Genomic DNA, 17,630 nt, shown 5'->3' on the forward strand with positions numbered 1-17,630 from the left:
TTCATGATCATGTTGCGGGGTTGGGCGCAAGCGTTGGGGACGTTGAATGGCGAGATCGGCACGCCTTGACATGATATCATATGCGATATCATATAACCGCCATGATCATCGTTGATGCAAATGTCATGGTTTCGGCTTTGCGATCCTCGAGAGGCGCCTCGCATCAGCTTGTGCGCGAGATGCTTACCGGTGGCGTCGACTTCGCATTGTCGCCGGCAGTGGCGTTGGAGTATGAAGACGTGCTGAAGCGGCCGGGCATTCTCGGCAAGGCTCCCTGGCTCAGCGAGAGCAAGATCGACATCGTGCTCGATGCGGTGTTCAGCAAGGCCGAGCTTGTCTCGCCGTGGTTTCACTTCAGGCCGTTCCTCGCTGACCCGAAGGACGACATTTACATCGAGTGCGCCCTGGCAGCCGGAGCCACCTTGATCGTCAGCAACGATCGCCATTTCCGGCATCCCGCAGTCAGCGCCTTTGGCATGTCAGTCATGACCGCCGGAGATTTCATCGCGCAAAGGAGACAAGAGACATGAGCACCTATCCTCTCAGAATAGCCGATCATGTGATGGAAGAAGCCAAGCGCGCGGCGGCGGAGGACAATGTATCGTTGAACCAGCTGCTTTCCGCTTTCATCGCTGATGGCATCGGGCACCGGCGGGCGATCATGAGCTTGAAGAAGCGCGCGGAACGGGGCGATGCCAGTGCGGCGCTCGCCATCCTCGACAGCGTTCCCGATAGCGAACCGGATGAAGGCGACGCATTGGTCGCTGCGAAGAAGACATCCCGCAAGTAAAAAACAAAACAGCCGCCGGATCGCTCCGGCGGCTGTCGTCATCCCATTGTCCTTGCCGCAAGCCTTACGCCGCGCGGCGGGTCTGCGCTGCACCGTACTCGGCCTGTGTGCCCACCCGGAAGCCGCGGATGAGGTTGAGGAGTTCGTCGGTGTCGCTGGCGAGCGATTCCGCCGATGCCGTGGTCTCTTCGGCCATGGCGGCGTTTTGCTGGGTGGCGGCGTCGAGCTGGTTGATCGAGGAGGTGATCGAGCGCAGCGTCGTGTCCTGCTCGGAGGCGCTGTGGGCGATCTTCGAGACGATGTCATTGGCGGCCTTGATCTGGTCGGAGATGCGCTTCAGCGCCTCGCCGGCCTCGCCAACGAAGCGAACGCCCTGTTCGACCTGGCCCGAGGAGCGGGCGATCTGGTCCTTGATCTCCTTGGCGGCGGCGGCCGAGCGCTGGGCCAGTTCGCGGACTTCCTGGGCGACGACGGCGAAGCCCTTGCCGCTTTCGCCGGCGCGCGCGGCCTCGACACCGGCGTTCAAGGCGAGCAGGTTGGTCTGGAAGGCGATGTCGTCGATGACGCCGATGATCTTGCCGATTTCCTCGGAGGATTTCTCGATCCCGCCCATCGCTTCGATCGCCTGGGTGACCACGGCGTCGCTGCGGTTGGCCTCGGAGCTCACCGATTGGACGCGCTTGCTTGCCTCATGCGCGCCTTCCGCCGTGTGGCGGACAGCAACGCTGAGCTCGTCAAGGGCGGCCGAGGTCTCTTCCAGGCTTGCGGCCTGGCGCTCGGTACGCTGCGACAGTTCGTTGGAAGCGCGGCGGATTTCTTCCTTGCTGACGGCGATATCGCCGCCCTTGACCGAGACCTTGGACATGGCAGCCTCGAGATGGCCGAGCGCATCGTTGAAGTTGTCGCGCAGAGTGGCGTATTTCTGGCCGAGATCGGCGCAGCGAACCGTGAGATCGCCGCGCGCGATCTGCTCCAGCGCCTGGCCGATGGTGGAGACCACATGGGCCTGCACCGCGGTTTCGTCACGCTGCATGCGCTGGTTGTTCTCGCGCTCATCATCGAGCGCCATCTGCTGGGCGGCTTCGCGCTCCGACATGGCGTGGCGCTCGCGCACCTTTTCCTGCAGCGACTTGGTCGCCTTGGCCATCATGCCCACTTCGTTGTTCATGTCGGTGTGGGGAATGGCGATCGTGACGTTTTCTTCGGCGACAGCCTGAAGGGCGGTGTGAATGCGCGTCAGCGGGCCGGAGATGCTGCGAACCACGTAGAAGGCTGCGGCGGCGCCCAGGAGCAGCACGACGAGGCCGCCCGACAGCGCCTTCAGCACGTCGGAGCGAACCTGCGCGTCGAGATCGTCGAGATAGACGCCGGTGGCGACCACCACCTGCCAGGGTTCGAACGCCTTGGTGTAGACAGCCTTGCGGAACTGCGCATCGGCCGGCTGGCCGGGCTTGGGGCCGTAGAAATCGACGATGCCACCGCCGGCGCGACCGACCTTGACGATCTCGTCGCGGTAAGGCTTGCCACGGCTGTCGGGCGCGCCCTTGCTGCTCTTGCCGAGCTTCGGTGTATCGTAGGTGATGCGCATGACGACGTCGTAGTCGTAGCCAATGAAATAGCCGTTGGGCTCGTAGCGGATCGACGAAAGCTGCTTGTAGGCCAGCGCCTGCGCCTGCTCGCGGGTCAGCTCGCCTGATTTCTCGCGGTCGTAATATTGCTGCATGATGGACAGGCCGGATTCCACCTGCGTGCGCAGCATCTCGTTGCGCTCATGATAGATCGCATTGGTCGAAGAGCGGATCTGCAGGTAGGAGGCGGCGCAGAAGGCCACCATCAGGCCGGCGACGAGCAGAAATAGCTGCCTGGAAATTCTCAGATTCTTCATAGTGCCTCGCAACGGGTGTCGGGTGACATCGTCCGGCGCGGTATCCTACCGCGTATGCGAGAGCGCGTGGCCCGTCGCTGGTACTGCTGCGAAAACACATGCGGCTACCGGTCGCGGCTAGAAATGGCCTGTTTTTTATAAGAAATACTTAACCACGGACTATATGATCTCTTAGCCGCGAAGTCGGAGCCCGGAGTCAGAATCGGCGGCGAAGTGAAAAATAGAAAATGCGCCCCTGCTTCTCTTCAGGAGCGCATTTAACCACCCTTTTGAGGTGGAGCCCCGGATGACCAAAACTTTGGACGGGAGGGGCAGGGAACTTTAAATCAAGGTCTAAGCTTGAAATTGGAAACGTCGAGCGGGCGCGTTTGTTCCGTCGGCTGGCCTGCAGCACCTGCAACGACGGGCTTGGTATCAGCGCCGATGACGGCAGAAGTCGTCGCCGTATCGACACCGTCGGCGGCGGCGGGTGCGGCGGCAACAGCCACGGGTGCCTGCGCCTTGGTCACGAACACGACGGGCGAGCCGCCCATCCAGCCTTCGGTGCGAAACAGCTTCTTTTCGCCATCGACGTCGCGGATCTGCGAGTGCTCGAGCGTGCCTTCGGCGAGCGTCGGGACGATATATTCCTTCTTGGCTTCCACGACCTGAAGCGGCGGGCATGTGGTGCAGGTCATCTTGAGGATGCTGCTGTCGCTCGATGCCGCATTGGCGCCGACCACGTCGATCGACGACGCCATGGCGGAACCCGCCATCAACGCAGCAACGACACCAAAAACAACCGCAGAAACCTGACGCATGGAAACACTCCGTCTTACCTTGCACACAGGTTTAACGCGGCTTTATTTCCATCCCGTCAGGGGAAAGGGTAAAAATTTAGAGAACTGATCCGATTTCGATATCGGATCACGCTTTTTCGCGCTTGATCGCCTGCCAGCCGATGTCGCGGCGGCAGAAGCCATTGTCCCACTCCACCTTGTCGAGCAGCGCATAGGCGCGGGCCTGGGCCTCGCCGACCGTCTTGCCCGTCGCAGTGACGTTCAGAACGCGGCCGCCGGTGGCGACCAGCGCGCCATCCTTCAGCGCTGTGCCGGCATGAAACACCTTCGCGCCCTCGCCCGCTTCGGGGATGGACTTGATCGGCGTGTTCTTGTCGTAGGAGCCGGGATAGCCCTTGGAGGCCATGACGACCGTCAGCGCCGGATCGTCGCTCCATTCGGCCGTGACCTTGTCCAGCGTGCCGGTGGCGGTCGCATAAAGGATCGGCAGGAGATCGCTCTTCAGGCGCATCATCAGCACCTGGCATTCCGGATCGCCGAAGCGGACGTTGTATTCGATCAGCTCCGGGCCCTTCCTGGTGATCATCAGGCCGGCGAAGAAGACGCCGGAGAACGGATAGCCGCTCTCGGCCATCCCTAGCATGGTGGGCTCGATGATCTCCTTCATCGTGCGCTCGACCATCTCCGGTGTCATGACGGGGGCCGGAGAATAGGCGCCCATGCCGCCGGTGTTCGGGCCAGTATCGCCCTCGCCCACCCGCTTGTGGTCCTGGGCGGTGGCCAGCGCCAGCGCGTGCTTGCCGTCGCTCAAGCAGAAGAAGCTTGCCTCTTCGCCATCGAGATAGGCCTCGACCACGACTTCGGCACCGGCAGCGCCAAACGCGCCTTCGAAGCAATCGTCGACGGCGGCAAGGGCTTCATCGACGGTCATCGCAACGGTCACGCCCTTGCCGGCGGCCAGACCATCAGCCTTGACGACGATCGGGGCGCCCTGCTCGCGAATATAGGCCTTGGCCTTGGGGGCATTGTTGAAACGCTGGTAGGCGCCGGTCGGGATATCGTAGCGGGCGCAGATATCCTTGGTGAAACCCTTGGAGCCCTCGAGCTGGGCTGCGGCGGCCGACGGGCCAAAGACGGCGAAGCCCTCGGCGCGCAAGCGATCGGCAACGCCTGCCACCAGCGGCGCTTCCGGGCCGACGACGACGAAATCGATCGCGTTGTCCTTGCAGAAGGATACGACGGCGTCGTTGTCCTCGGTGTTGACGGGGACGAGGGTCGCGTGCTCGGCGATCCCTGGATTGCCGGGGGCGGCGTAGAGCGTGGTGAGTTCGGGCGATTGCGCCAGCTTCCAGGCCAATGCGTGCTCGCGCCCGCCCGATCCGATCAACAGAACCTTCATGCCCGTCCCTTTCCAGTTTGTGAGTGGCGGTTAAGGGGCTGGAGCGGAAAGGTCAAGCCTAAAGGCTACCAGCCGCCGCCGCCGCCACCACCGCCGCCACCGCCGGAGAACCCACCTCCCCCGCCGCCCGACGAGAAGCCACCGCTGCCGCCGGAGAAGCCCGACGAGGTCGAGGTCACGGGTGCGGGGAGTGTCGAGGCGATGGTGGAGGCCATGGAGGAGGAAAAGCCGCCGATGCTGTCGCCGAAACTGCCGGAATGGGTCGGATACCACATGGGCGAATAGGCGGCCGCCGCCGCTCCGGCTGCTGCAGCCGTCGCCAGCCAGGTCTGGAAGGCATCGCTCCAGGGTTTCTCGACACCGAGCGCCACGGCATAGGGCAGCAGCGTTTCGAAATGCTGCGGCGACATTGCGGGTGCGCCGGCCATGTTCATGCGGTCCTTTTCGGCAACCGTCAGGTAGCGGCGCAGGCCGTCGATGTGGTCCATCAACCGGCTGCCGAGCGGCGTCGGCGCGCCCATCAGGAAGAAGAACACCACATTGATCATCACGATGCCGCCGACGGCGACGATGACGGGCCAGTGGTCGGCTGCGGTCAACTGTTCCACGGCGGCGGTAACGATGCCGGCGAGGATGGACAGAAGCGTGAAGCCGAAGAAGCCGCCGATGATGACGCCGCCGATCTTGCTGCGCAGCGACGCCCCCTTGCGGAAACTGAGACCGAGACGCGACGATAGAATGCCTAAGAACACCGCCGAGAAAACCGTGGCGGCGATGAAGCCGCCGAGATCGGCATCGATTTCGCCGAAGGCCAGAACGGCGATGATGAAGATGACGCTGAGGACGATGCCGCCGACCGTGTAGAGCGCGTTCGAGTGATAATACTTGCCGCGATGCTCGCCTTCGATCGCCTGTCGGAACTTCTGGCCGGCGTCGCGCACCTTTTCGCCATTCGACTTGCTGATTGCAAAGCTCTGGCCGGAGCGACCGACGAGGGAGAGGAAGGCGGCCTGGCCGGCCGGAAGGGCTTTTGGCAGCGGTTTGTCGGTGCGGGTGACAGTGATGCTGGAGCCGATATCGTCGAAGGTGACGTATCCCTTGACGGCGAGGTCGAGCGCGTTGGCCGAGAAGGCCGGCCAGCCGGCGCCGTTGAAGCCCTTGTTGTCGATATAGTTGACCAGCGCCGGCGACAGACCCTCGGGCGGATCCCAGCGCGGCACGACGACACCGCGGGCCGGATCACGCCCGACCCTCACCCAGAAGAACACGTAATAAAGCGCGACGAGGAGAAGGCCGGCAACGGCGATGACATCGGCCATGTGATCACGCAGCCACCAGGCGCGAAGCTGAGCTGTCGATGGCTGGTCGATGACGCCCTTGGGAACGCCGGCGACGACGGTCAGCCCTTCGTTCTGCCCGAGCATGCGGGTCGTAGCGAAGACTGCCTGATTGCCCTCGATGCGCGACGTGGCATTCGTGGCTCGCGAGCCGAACGGACCGGTGTAGGCGGCAAGCCTCGTCACCTCGCCCGATGGCATGGTGATGCGCGCCGAGGCCTGCTCGATGGCGAACTGCCAGCCGGTGCCGGTGACATTCCAGTAGACCTCGTCGTGGTCAGGGAAGTAGCGGATCATGCGGTCGGCCTTGTAGGTCAAGACATAGGTGTGCTCGCCCTCAGGCACGATGGTGTCGCTGGAGCCGGCATAGATGCGGATGCCGCCATCGATGCTTTCGGTCTTGTAGGCCTCGGGCTGGCCATCGCGGGTGACGGAGAGGAGATCGAAGCCGACGCGGATGGTGCGTCCCTCGCCATCCAGCATGGTGAGCGGGAAGTCGCGGAAGATGCCGCGCTTGACCTTGAACCCCTCGGCGACGATCGAGATCGTCTCCGTCACGGTGAGGTCGCCGTCCTTGGCGACCTCCACTTCCGAATGATAGGAGGTGATGCGCTCGTTTGCGGCGGCAAGAGATGCCGCCAGCAGAAACATCAGAGCGGCAACGAGACCGGACAACCAACGCATCAAGACATTCTCCCCCTTGTCTTTTCAGAATTGTCTTTTTCGGATTGCCCGGCGAGATCGGCTGCCGGTTACTCGTCCTTTATCGCGACGCCGAGCGAGGCCAGCACCTTCCAATAGTCAGGGAAAGTCTTGCCGACGCAATCCGGGTCCAGAATGGTGATGCCGTCGATCTTCAGGCCTGCCAGCGCGAAGCTCATGGCGATGCGGTGATCGGCGAAGGTGTCGATATCGGCCGGCAGGTGCTGGCCAGCCAGCGCCGGGTCGGAGGAGACGATCAGGTCATCGCCGTCCTCGGTCGCAAGACCTGCGCGGATGTTGTTGAGGCCGGTCGAGACCGCGTGGATGCGATCGCATTCCTTGACGCGCAGATTGGCGATGCCAACGAAGCGCACCGGCGTTTCGTTGAAGGCCGCCAGCACGGCGATGGTCGGCACCGCATCCTGCATCTGAGAGCCGTCGATTTCGGCGGGAAGATGCGGGAACTGCCTGATGACGTCGTAAGCCTTCGCGTCCGGCTGGGTGAAATCCTCATTGGCGACGCCGAGGTCGATCGCGCCCTTGGTCAGCACTTCGGCGGCCCAGAGATAGGTGGCGGCGGAAGCGTCCGGCTCTATGACGAAATCGGTTGCGGTGTAGCCGGTCGGCTCGATCACCCAGGAGGACGGCGTCGGCTGGCTGACCTTGGCGCCGAAGGCGCGCATAACTGATAGCGTCAGGTCGATATAGCCGCGCGCACCGATATCTGCGCCGGCAAGCTCGATGGTGAACGGCTCGGAGCCGCAAGCGGCCGCCATCTGCAAAGCGGAGACATACTGGCTGGAGAGGCCGGCATCGATGACGACCTTGTTGTTCGCAAAACGGCCGTTGGCGTCGATCGTCACCGGCGGGCAGCCGGTCGGCGCTTCGATCGCCACGCCGAGCGACTTCAACGCATCGACGAGCGGCTTGATCGGGCGCTTGCGCATATGCTCGTCGCCATCGACCACGTAGCGGCCATGGCCAAGCGCCAACGCTGCCGTGAGGAAGCGGGTGGCGGTGCCGGCATTGCCGAGGAAAAGCGGTGCTGCGGGCGCCTTGAGCTCGCCGGAGCTGGTGACGACGAAGGTGGTCGCGTCGGGCTCGTCCACCGTCACGCCCATGGCGCGCAGGGCTTCGGCCATATAGCGCGTGTCGTCGCTCTTCAGCGCGCCGGTGAGCCGGCTGGTGCCCTTGGCGAGACCGGCCAGAAGCAGCGCGCGGTTGGTGATCGACTTCGAGCCAGGAGGCACAGCGCGACCGGACAGCGGCCTGGCCGACGGGATGATGGTGAGCTTGTCTTTACTCATGGGCTTGTCTTCACTCATTACGTCTTATCCGCTGGCCCTATCCGGCCGCGATCTTGCCCTGCTCATAGCAGCTTTTCAGCAAAGGCAAATGGCTGTTGTCAGAACTTTGGGATCAGAACTTTACACTCGGGACGGCGCGATCGGCCTCGTTGGTGATCTCGAAATACTCGCGCTTGGTGAAACCGAACTGGTTGGCGACGAGGTTCGAGGGGAAGCTTTCGACCTTGACGTTGAGATCGCGGGCGGAGCCGTTGTAGTAGCGGCGCGCCATCTGGATCTCGCTTTCCATGGTTTCGAGCGAGGTCTGCAGCTCACGGAAGTTCTCGTTGGCCTTCAGATCGGGATAGGCTTCGGCGAGCGCCATGACGCGGCCAAGTGCTGCACCCAGCAAACCTTCCGCCTGCGCACGGCCAGCGACATCGCCTGCCGGGACCGTCTGCGCCTGGTTGCGAAGCTTGACGACCTCTTCGAGGGTCGTCTTTTCGTGGGTGGCGTAGCCCTTCACCGTTTCGATCAGGTTGGGGATCAGATCGGCGCGGCGCTTCAGCTGCACGTCGATGCCGGACCAGGCCTCCTCGGCCATCTGCCGGGCGCGCACGAGGCCGTTATAGACAAAGACCGCATAGAGCGCGATCAGGACGATGAGGCCAAGAATAATATACATCGCGAATCCCCCGTTATGACGCAAGGTCGGCCGGGAGACTATGCGGCTTGGCGCCGCTTGTCATCTCCCGCCTTTGCAATCTGGCGCATCCCAAGATCTCGCGATACCACGGCGGCCGGAGAAGGCCTATCTTGATGATGGATCGGCCGACGGCGGCGGGATCCAAACCACGTCACGAGGATCAATCAGCCATGAGCGCAGCCATCTTCCTGCTCAACATGCTTGCCATCGCTTCGTTCTTCATGCTCAAGGGCGCGCCGCGTCCGGCCGCGCGCACTGTCGAGGTCAAGGCCAACAGGCGTCGCTGATCGATCAGGCAGCCTTGCTGGCGAGATTGACGCCACCGGCGTCGGTCAACAGGAAGGCTTCGCCGCAGGCCTTGGCGAGCGTGCGCACGCGCAGGATATAGCTCTGGCGCTCGGTGACCGAGATCACGCCGCGCGCGTCCAAAAGATTGAACACGTGGCTGGCCTTGATGCACTGGTCGTAGGCCGGGAAGACGCACTTGTGCAGCTTCTGGTTATCGCTGTCACCGGGGGCGCCGGCGGCGAGCAGCGCCTGGCATTCCTTCTCAGCATCGATGAAGTGGCGATGCAGCATCTCGGTGTTGGCGAATTCGAAGTTGTGGCGCGAATATTCCTGTTCTGCCTGCAGGAAGACGTCGCCATAGCTGATCTTCTCGTCGCCCTCGCGGCCGTTGACGTTCAGGTCGTAGACGTTGTCGACGCCCTGCACATACATGGCGAGGCGCTCGAGGCCGTAGGTCAGTTCGCCGGCGACCGGCGAGCATTCGAGGCCGCAGACCTGCTGGAAATAGGTGAACTGCGAGACTTCCATGCCATCGCACCAGCACTCCCAGCCGAGACCCCAGGCGCCGAGCGTCGGGCTTTCCCAGTCATCCTCGACAAAGCGGACATCGTGCAGCAGCGGGTCAAGGCCGATCGCGGCGAGCGAGCCGAGATAGAGTTCCTGCAAGTTCGGCGGGTTCGGCTTCAGGATCACCTGGTACTGATAGTAATGCTGCAGCCGGTTCGGGTTTTCGCCATAGCGACCGTCGGACGGGCGGCGCGAGGGCTGCACGTAGGCGGCCTTCCAGGGCTTGGGACCAAGCGCGCGCAGCGTGGTCGCCGGATGGAACGTACCGGCGCCGACTTCCATGTCGTAAGGCTGCAGCACCGCGCAACCCTTGTCCGCCCAGTAGCTGTGCAGCGTCAGGATCAGCGCCTGAAACGAGCGCTTCGGGTTCATGTGGTCGGGGATGCTGGGTGCAGACATGAGGTTAGTCGCCATTCAATTGGATCGGTGGGCGACAGGTGCCACGAGCGGCGATGGGGGTCAAGGGTTTCGCATCCCGATCTCTTCCCCACAGTTTGCAGGGAGGACAAGCGGTGTCGGTTGCCTTATAGTGAGAGCAGGTTTTGGCTTGGAGACGATTATGAGCGTCGAGATCACCGTGACATTGTCGGATCAAGACCTTCGCTTCGCCGAAGAACTGGTCGAAGAAGGACGCTATGCGAGCGTGCCGGATGTGGTCAGCGCAGCGCTGACGCGGGTCCGGATGCTTGAGCGAGCTTTAGACGACCCTTTGGCCGGAATGGCAGACGAGATTCGGCGGCGCGCGGAATTACCCAAGGATCAGAGGCTGCCTTGGGACGGCAAGGCCATGGCAGAAAGACTGAACGAAAGGCTGGCTCGAAAATTCAAGGAAGAGGCGCCGGATGCCGTACACGATCACGCAGCATCCGCTCGTCGAAGCCGATCTGTTTCAGATCGCTGAAGTCATTTCGAACTTCGCCGGGCTGCGGATCGGCCAAAGCAAAATAGACGAAATAACAGCGTTCATCGACCGCTTAACCGATTTCCCTCATATCGGCTCCATCCGAAGCGACCTTTATCCCGGGCTGCGCGCCATTCCGGCCTCAGAAAAAGCAGTCGTCTGCTTCACCGTGGACGACGAAGCCCAATCTGTCTTCGTTCTCTGCATCAGCTATGGCCGAGCGGATTGGCAAGCAAGGGTGCGGGAACGAGGCTGATCAAAGCCCTCCCCCTCACTCATCATCCTTCTTCAAATGATACTCCCCCGTCACCGGATCCTTCACCAGCGTGCCGATCGCTCCGGTCTGCTGCTCCCTCTGGGCGCGGAGGGATTTTTCCTGCAGGCGCTTGGCTTCGGCCACGAAGCGGCGGTAGAGGAGCCAGGCGCCCAGGACGAGCACACCCATAATCAAAAGCTGCGGCATGTCGTCTGTCTTCACCCCTCGTTATTTTAATGCAATTGCGTCAGAGCCCGTATCGGCTCCACAATGCCTTTTCTTCGGCCGTCTCGACAAGACCGGCCGCGAAGCCGGAGGCGGCTCCTTCGAGTGATGATGATATGCCGGGAATGCGGCGTCCGAAAAGCCCCCTTGCAGCGGTCACGAGTTCCAGCTTGGTTTTCGAGCCGTAGCGCTTCTTCAGTTCCTGGCGCATATCGCCGAGACCGTCGATAAGGCCGAGCTCCAGGCCGCGCGTGCCGGTCCAGAAAAGGCCGGAGAAGACCGTCTCGTCATCCCTCAACTTGCCGGCGCGGCGTTCGCGCACCATCGCGATGAAGACCTGGTGGATCTCCAGCTGCAGCGTCTTCAGATATTCGATGTCCTTTTCCTTCTCCGGCTGGAAGGGGTCGAGGATCACCTTGTTTTCGCCCGCGGTGTAGACGCGGCGCTCGACGCCGATCTTCTTCAGAAGCTCAGGGAAGCCGAAGCCGCCGGAGACGACGCCGATCGAGCCGACAATCGAGGTCGGGTCGGCGATGATCTCGTCGCCGGCGAGCGCGATCATATAGCCGCCGGAAGCCGCTACGTCCTCAACGAAGACGATGACCTTCTTCTGCTTCTCGCGCGCCAGCTCGCGGATACGGGTGAAGATCAGCCGCGACTGGACCGGCGAGCCGCCGGGGGAATTGATGGAGATGGCGACGGCGGGCGCGTCCTTGATGCTGAAGGCCTTTTCAAGCACTTGCGCGGTCGAGGCGAGGTTCAGCGCCGGGCGGAACTGGCTGCCGCCGGTCATGATCGCCCCCTGGAGCCTGACGACCGGGATCACGATGCCCTCCTTGCGGAAGCGCTTCGGCATCAGCTTTCTCAAAAATCCGGCCATTCCCATTCCTTCGTGCATGCTCGGTGAAACGTCACCTCCATGTATGCGTCACAACGGCAAACGCAATGGGCGAGACGCAAAACAACTGCGCGCAAAGTTTCCTGTTGCGAATGACTTGCATTATCATTCTAATCGGCCATATTGCTCTTATTGATAGAACAGGCGGATGCTGCATGGACATTATGACACCCAAGGCCAAGACGGGCTGGCGCCACGAGCGCGAGGAGGCGTCGATGGCCGATGTCCACCGTTCGATCGGAACGCAGAAGCACGCCTCGCGCTGGCGCCGCGCCATCGCTTTCGTCGGCCCCGGATATCTGGTGGCCGTCGGCTACATGGACCCCGGCAACTGGTCGACCTCGCTCGCCGGCGGCTCGAAGTTCGGCTATACGCTGCTGACGGTAGCGCTCTTGTCCAACCTGATGGCGATCGTGCTGCAATCGCTCTGCGCGCGCCTTGCCATCGGCTCCGGCCGCGATCTGGCGCAGGCCTGTCGCGATGCCTTTCCGCGCTGGGTATCGATCCCGCTCTGGCTGTTTGCCGAGATCGCCATCATCGCCACCGATATCGCCGAGGTGATCGGCACGGCGATCGGTCTCAACCTCTTGTTCGGCATTCCGCTCGAACTCGGCGTCCTCATCACCGCGCTCGACGTCTTCCTCATTCTCTATCTGCAGAAGATCGGTTTCCGCTGGGTCGAGGCCTTCGTGATCGCGCTGCTCGGGATCATCACCGTCTGCTTCGGCGTGCAGATCTTCATGGCCGATCCGCAGTGGGGCGATGTGATCCGCGGCTTCTTCCCGACCACGGAGATCGTCTCCAATCCTGAGATGCTCTATCTGGCGCTCGGCATTCTCGGCGCGACCGTCATGCCGCATAATCTCTACCTGCATTCCGGCATAGTCCAGACCCGCGACTACGGCCACAGCGTGCCGGAAAAGCGCGAGGCGCTGACCTATGCGACGATCGATTCCACCGTGGCGCTCTGCTTCGCGCTTCTGATCAATGCCTCGATCCTGATCCTCGCCGCCGCAGCCTTCCATGCCAATGGGCGCACCGATGTCGCGGAACTCGGCGAAGCCTCCTCGCTGCTCGCACCGCTGCTCGGGTTAGCGCTTGCGCCGACGCTATTTGGTATCGCGCTGTTGTGCTGCGGCCTGAACTCGACGGTGACGGCGACCATGGCCGGGCAGATCATCATGGAAGGGTTCCTGAAGATCAGGCTGCAGCCCTGGATCCGCCGGCTGATCACCCGCGCCATCGCCATCGTACCAGCAGGTTTCGTGACCATCTGGTATGGCGACGCGGGTACCGCAGAACTACTGATCCTGACACAGGTCGTGCTCAGCCTGCAGCTTTCCTTCGCGGTCTTCCCGCTGGTGATGTTCACCGCCAACAAGGCAAAGATGGGCGACCTCGTGGCACCGCGCTGGCTGTCCGCCATCGCCTACACGATCGCCATCATCATCGCCGGGCTGAACATCAAGCTGCTGTTCGATTTCGTGATCGGCTAACGCCTGGAGTAAGCCGCGCGGCCGTTGTTGAGGTCGTCGACGAAGGGGGAGAACTTGTGGCTCCCCTCTTCGTGCATGATCAGCGGCGCGCGTAGCGACAACCGGGCGCGCGAGCCCTTGATCGCGGTCACCAGGATGCGCACGGCGTTTTCGCCTTCACGCGGATGGATGGCCGTGATCTCGATGCCGCCGAAGCGACGGCCGCAGGCGTCGATGATTTCGGCGATCGATTCCGGGCGGGCGATCAACGACAGCTGGCCGCCGGGGATCATGATGGCGCCGGCCGTGCGCAGCCAGCTTTCGAACAGGTCCTCCGTCATCGCATGCGCCTCCGCCTTCAGCGCATCCGGCGTCTTGCGGTCGCCGGGATCGTTGAAGGGCGGATTGAGGATGACGTGGTGGAAGCTCTCGTCGACGAGGCCGGCGTCATTGCGCGCCTTGGCCTTCAGCGTCACATCCGCCTCGATGATGGTGACGCGGCCCAGCATGTGGGCGTTTTCCGCAAGATCCAGGCTGCGGCGGGCGTAATCGGCCATCTCGGCGGAGCGCTCGAAGAGCACGACCTCGGCCTTTGGCAGCCGCGAGGCGACAGCGAGACCGGCCGCGCCGGCACCGGCGCCGAGATCGGCGACCCTCACCGCTTTCTCATCATCCACCAATGCGGCAAGCAGCATGGCGTCCATGCCGGAGCGATGCCCCCTGCCCTTCGGCTGGAGAATATGAAAGGCGCCGCGATGGAAGGCGTCTATGGTCTCGGTTACGGGCTGATCGGGCGTGGGCTCGCTGGTCACGGCGTCGCTCACTTCTGCTCGCGCAATTCGTCGCCGAGACCGGCGTCGATGAGGATGCGACGGGCGCGGTCGGCCTGGTCGTCCTCGACCAGCAGACGGCGCGGCAGCATGCCGAGCGAGCCTTCCAATATGCTCATGCCCTGATCGGCGATAAAGCAATGGATGCCGGCATCCTTCATCAGGCTTTGCGCGAAGGAGAGCAGCACGGGATCGTTGGCGCGGATAAGTTCATGCATTTACCGTGAAATCCCTTTCAATTTTCCGCGACGTGGCAATTTCGCCTCTTGCCGCTCAAGCCGCCCCTTTCTATTGTCAAATCCAATGAGTGAACAGGAGTCCGGGTCGTTGGGCGTGGTCATACCGCTTGAAGAAAGCAAAAACAAACTGGCATCCGTCAAGCCTTTGGTGGATCTAACCAAGGCGGACATGGAGCGGGTCAACCAGTTGATCCTTTCTAAGGCCGGTTCAGACGTGCAGATGATCCCCGAAGTGGCGAACCATCTGATCTCGTCCGGCGGCAAGCGCCTGCGCCCAATGCTGACGCTCGCCTCCTCCGCGCTCTATGGCTATCAGGGCGAAAATCACATCAAGCTCGCGACCGCGGTCGAGTTCATGCACACGGCGACGCTGCTGCACGACGATGTCGTCGATGAAAGCGACCTGCGCCGTGGCAAGTCCACCGCCCGCATGATCTGGGGTAACCAGGCAAGCGTGCTGGTCGGCGACTTCCTGCTCGGCCAGGCCTTCCGCATGATGGTGGATGTCGGCTCGCTCGATGCGCTCGACGTGCTCTCGTCGGCCGCTTGCGTGATCGCGGAAGGCGAAGTGCTGCAGCTTTCCGTCGCCAAGAACATGGAAACCACCGAGGACGACTATCTCTCGGTCATCCGCGCCAAGACGGCGGCGCTGTTTGCGGCTGCCGCCGAAGTCGGCCCGATCGTGGCGGATGCCGGCAAGGCCGGCCGCAACGCGATGAAGTCCTACGGCATGAACCTTGGCCTCGCCTTCCAGCTGGTCGACGACGTGCTCGATTACGGCGGCAAGGCTGCCGATCTCGGCAAGAATGTCGGTGACGACTTCCGCGAAGGCAAGATCACGCTTCCCGTCATCCTCGCCTATCGGCGCGGCACCGAGGAAGAACGCGCCTTCTGGCGCAAGGCGATCGAGGGTGGCGAAAGCAACGATCAGAACCTCGAAAAGGCACTTGGCCTGATCACCAAGTACGGAACGCTGAACGATACCATCGGCCGGGCGGTCCATTATGGCACGATTGCACGCGATGCACTGGCGCCGCTTCCCGATACGGCATGGAAATCCGCACTGATGGAAGTCATCGACTTCTGCATCGAGCGCGTCAATTAACCGACGATCATTGGTCAAAGGCTGATTTTCTTGCGGGGTCGCTTCAAAAAAGCCATCCTGTCGTGAATCAGTCTTCTCAACTGATTTTGCAGTCGACGCTGGTGGGCTGTTCTCACGAAAGGTTTTCTAATGCGGCGGAAATTTGCCATACGTCTTCTTTCGAGCGCGTCGCTTGCGGCAGTTCTGTCGCTGAGCGTGCTCGGCGGCGCCAATGCCGAAGACGCGGCCAAGAAGGACGACGCCAGCGCGACCGTGATCTTCGATCCTGACAGCGTCAACACCTTCTCCGGCGCTTTGCTTGCCGCCCGCACCGCCGATGTCGACCACGATTACGAAACGGCGATCGAGCTCTACAAGAAGGCCTTGCAGATCGAGCCCGGCAATCCGGAGATCCGCCAGCGCCTGATGATCTCGCTGCTGCTCAATGGCGACATCAAGGACAGCGTGCGCTACGCCAACGAGCTGAAGAACGATCCGAGCATCGAGCGCCTCTCCACCATCGTGCGCGGCGCCGATGCGATCCGCCGCGGCGAATACAAGACCGCCGAGAGCGCGCTGAAGACTACCGGCCCGACCGATCTCGACCGTGTCATGAACGACCTGATGGCCGCCTGGGCGCGACTGGGTGCCGGCAAGGGCAAGGACGCGCTGTCGCAGGTCGAGAAGCTGAAGGGGCCGGAGTGGCTCGCGATCTTCCAGAACTACAATGCCGGCGCGATCGCCATCGTCAATGGTGACGTGCGCTCGGCGCGCAAGCACTTGAACGACGCCGTGCTCGACAAGGATGGCGCTGCCACTGCTCCCGATACCTTCATGCGCGCCATCATGGCGCTCGCTCGCCTGGAAGCCACGCAGGGCAATAAGCAGAAGGCGCTCGACACGGTTTCGGTCGGCGACAACCTGCTGCCCAACTACGCGCCGCTCAACGCGCTGCGCCAGAGCATCACCAAAGACGAAAAGCAGGTGCAGCAGATCACCACCGCCAAGCAGGGTGCGGCCGGCGTGCTGTTTTCCTTTGCCGGCGCGCTGAACCGCGATGGGGCTGAAGACATCGTCTCGCTCTACCTGCAGATCGCCCGCGCGCTCGATCCAGATAGCGCCGATGCGCTGGTCATGCTCGGCGGCCTCGCCGAGAAGCAGAACCAGCTGGACCGCGCAATCGCACTCTACAAGGAAGTGCCCGACAATTCGCCGATGAGCCGCATCTCCGAGCTGCAGCTTGGCCTGGCGCTCGCCGAAGGCGGCAAGGTCGATGAAGCCCGTGCGCATCTGCAGGGGCTCATCCAGTCGGACCCGAAGGATATCCGCAGCTACCTCGCCTATGGCAGCGTTCTCTCCGACGCCAAGGACTACAAGGCGATGGCTGAGAACTACGACAAGGCTGTCGATGTGATCGGGCCGCTGCCGGGCAAGAACACCTGGACTGTCTTCTTCCAGCGCGGCATCGCCTATGAGCGGCTGAAGCAGTGGGACAAGGCCGAGCCGAGCTTCCGCAAGGCTCTGGAATTGAACCCCAACCAGCCGCAGGTCTTGAACTATCTCGGCTATTCCTGGATCGACATGAACAAGAACCTCGACGAGGGTCTTGAGATGATCAAGAAGGCCGTCGATCTGCGCCCCGACGATGGCTACATCATCGATTCGCTCGGCTGGGCCTATTTCCGCCTCGGCAAGTTCGACGACGCCACCGAGGAGCTGGAGCGCGCCGCACAGATCAAGGCCGGCGACGCGACGATCAACGACCACCTGGGCGATGCCTACTGGCGCGTCGGGCGCAAGCTCGAGGCCGTCTACCAGTGGAACCGGGCGCTGGGCTCGGAACCAGAGGCCGCCGAGATCCCGAAGATCAAGGACAAGATCGCCAACGGCCTGCCTGCGGTGACCGACGATGCCAAGACCGTCGACAAGAAGATGCCGGATCCGGCCCCTGTCGACCCGAAGCCGGCCGACAAGAAGACCTGA

18 protein-coding genes are annotated in these 17,630 nt (G+C 62.5%); 7 read left to right on the top strand and 11 right to left on the bottom strand.

Annotated features, from left to right (window positions below; translation table 11 throughout):
- Positions 1-80 precede the first annotated feature (80 nt).
- Together AC1DOG_RS06530 and AC1DOG_RS06535 are read left to right on the top strand one after the other, a co-directional pair.
- Positions 81-530 (top strand): putative toxin-antitoxin system toxin component, PIN family, encoded by a 450-nt coding sequence (locus tag AC1DOG_RS06530; RefSeq protein ID WP_477927112.1) that lies wholly within the window; start codon positions 81-83, stop codon positions 528-530.
- On the top strand, positions 527-790 hold the full coding sequence (locus AC1DOG_RS06535; RefSeq protein ID WP_477927113.1) for a hypothetical protein: 264 nt from the start codon (positions 527-529) through the stop codon (positions 788-790). The genes AC1DOG_RS06530 and AC1DOG_RS06535 overlap by 4 nt, the downstream gene beginning before the upstream one ends.
- Before the next feature lie 64 nt (positions 791-854).
- Here AC1DOG_RS06535 and AC1DOG_RS06540 read toward each other — a convergent pair whose 3' ends face one another.
- The 7 genes from AC1DOG_RS06540 to AC1DOG_RS06570 form a co-directional block, all read right to left on the bottom strand.
- Positions 855-2,675, bottom strand: a complete 1,821-nt coding sequence (locus AC1DOG_RS06540) for a methyl-accepting chemotaxis protein (protein WP_477927114.1) — start codon at positions 2,673-2,675, stop codon at positions 855-857.
- Positions 2,676-3,001: 326 nt separating this feature from the next.
- Entirely contained in the window at positions 3,002-3,475 is a 474-nt protein-coding gene (locus tag AC1DOG_RS06545; RefSeq protein WP_477927115.1) for a plant virulence effector HPE1-like domain-containing protein, read from the bottom strand.
- Positions 3,476-3,581: 106 nt separating this feature from the next.
- The gene (purD, locus tag AC1DOG_RS06550) at positions 3,582-4,853 is read right to left on the bottom strand and encodes a phosphoribosylamine--glycine ligase (RefSeq protein ID WP_477927116.1); all 1,272 of its coding nucleotides are present in this window, start codon (positions 4,851-4,853) and stop codon (positions 3,582-3,584) included.
- Positions 4,854-4,918: 65 nt separating this feature from the next.
- Complete coding sequence (locus tag AC1DOG_RS06555) at positions 4,919-6,874, bottom strand: DUF2207 domain-containing protein (RefSeq protein WP_477927117.1); 1,956 nt, start codon at positions 6,872-6,874, stop codon at positions 4,919-4,921.
- A gap of 68 nt (positions 6,875-6,942) precedes the next feature.
- Positions 6,943-8,199, bottom strand: coding sequence for a 3-phosphoshikimate 1-carboxyvinyltransferase (locus AC1DOG_RS06560; RefSeq protein ID WP_477927118.1), 1,257 nt, complete (start codon positions 8,197-8,199; stop codon positions 6,943-6,945).
- 112 nt (positions 8,200-8,311) lie between these two features.
- Positions 8,312-8,863: a LemA family protein gene (locus AC1DOG_RS06565; RefSeq protein ID WP_111561839.1), complete on the bottom strand. Its 552-nt coding sequence runs from the start codon at positions 8,861-8,863 to the stop codon at positions 8,312-8,314.
- A gap of 312 nt (positions 8,864-9,175) precedes the next feature.
- Entirely contained in the window at positions 9,176-10,138 is a 963-nt protein-coding gene (locus tag AC1DOG_RS06570) for a glycine--tRNA ligase subunit alpha (RefSeq protein WP_477927119.1), read from the bottom strand.
- Between the two features lie 160 nt (positions 10,139-10,298).
- On the opposite strand from AC1DOG_RS06570, the gene AC1DOG_RS06575 reads away from it, so the two are divergent.
- Both AC1DOG_RS06575 and AC1DOG_RS06580 read left to right on the top strand, forming a co-directional pair.
- Positions 10,299-10,640, top strand: a complete 342-nt coding sequence (locus AC1DOG_RS06575) for a ribbon-helix-helix domain-containing protein (protein ID WP_477927120.1) — start codon at positions 10,299-10,301, stop codon at positions 10,638-10,640.
- Positions 10,582-10,896 (top strand): type II toxin-antitoxin system RelE/ParE family toxin, encoded by a 315-nt coding sequence (locus tag AC1DOG_RS06580; protein WP_477927121.1) that lies wholly within the window; start codon positions 10,582-10,584, stop codon positions 10,894-10,896. The genes AC1DOG_RS06575 and AC1DOG_RS06580 overlap by 59 nt, the downstream gene beginning before the upstream one ends.
- A 15-nt stretch (positions 10,897-10,911) precedes the next feature.
- Here the strand turns inward: AC1DOG_RS06580 and AC1DOG_RS06585 are convergent, their stop codons facing one another.
- Together AC1DOG_RS06585 and AC1DOG_RS06590 are read right to left on the bottom strand one after the other, a co-directional pair.
- Entirely contained in the window at positions 10,912-11,103 is a 192-nt protein-coding gene (locus AC1DOG_RS06585; protein WP_477927122.1) for an NfeD family protein, read from the bottom strand.
- A 40-nt stretch (positions 11,104-11,143) separates the two neighbouring features.
- On the bottom strand, positions 11,144-12,001 hold the full coding sequence (locus AC1DOG_RS06590; protein ID WP_477927123.1) for a S49 family peptidase: 858 nt from the start codon (positions 11,999-12,001) through the stop codon (positions 11,144-11,146).
- A 173-nt stretch (positions 12,002-12,174) separates the two neighbouring features.
- On the opposite strand from AC1DOG_RS06590, the gene AC1DOG_RS06595 reads away from it, so the two are divergent.
- The gene (locus AC1DOG_RS06595; protein ID WP_477927124.1) at positions 12,175-13,515 is read left to right on the top strand and encodes an Nramp family divalent metal transporter; all 1,341 of its coding nucleotides are present in this window, start codon (positions 12,175-12,177) and stop codon (positions 13,513-13,515) included.
- Here AC1DOG_RS06595 and AC1DOG_RS06600 read toward each other — a convergent pair.
- Entirely contained in the window at positions 13,512-14,318 is an 807-nt protein-coding gene (locus tag AC1DOG_RS06600) for a tRNA1(Val) (adenine(37)-N6)-methyltransferase (protein WP_477927125.1), read from the bottom strand. The two genes, AC1DOG_RS06595 and AC1DOG_RS06600, sit on opposite strands and share 4 nt — an antisense overlap.
- Positions 14,315-14,542, bottom strand: coding sequence for a putative signal transducing protein (locus AC1DOG_RS06605; RefSeq protein ID WP_047508065.1), 228 nt, complete (start codon positions 14,540-14,542; stop codon positions 14,315-14,317). The genes AC1DOG_RS06600 and AC1DOG_RS06605 overlap by 4 nt, the downstream gene beginning before the upstream one ends.
- Before the next feature lie 109 nt (positions 14,543-14,651).
- Here AC1DOG_RS06605 and AC1DOG_RS06610 point away from each other — a divergent pair, with 109 nt between their 5' ends.
- Both AC1DOG_RS06610 and AC1DOG_RS06615 read left to right on the top strand, forming a co-directional pair.
- Positions 14,652-15,668 (top strand): polyprenyl synthetase family protein, encoded by a 1,017-nt coding sequence (locus tag AC1DOG_RS06610; protein WP_018898627.1) that lies wholly within the window; start codon positions 14,652-14,654, stop codon positions 15,666-15,668.
- 129 nt (positions 15,669-15,797) lie between these two features.
- Positions 15,798-17,630: a tetratricopeptide repeat protein gene (locus tag AC1DOG_RS06615; RefSeq protein ID WP_289728796.1), complete on the top strand. Its 1,833-nt coding sequence runs from the start codon at positions 15,798-15,800 to the stop codon at positions 17,628-17,630.

The sequence above is a fragment of the Rhizobium sp. 01N48 genome, from assembly GCF_056399145.1.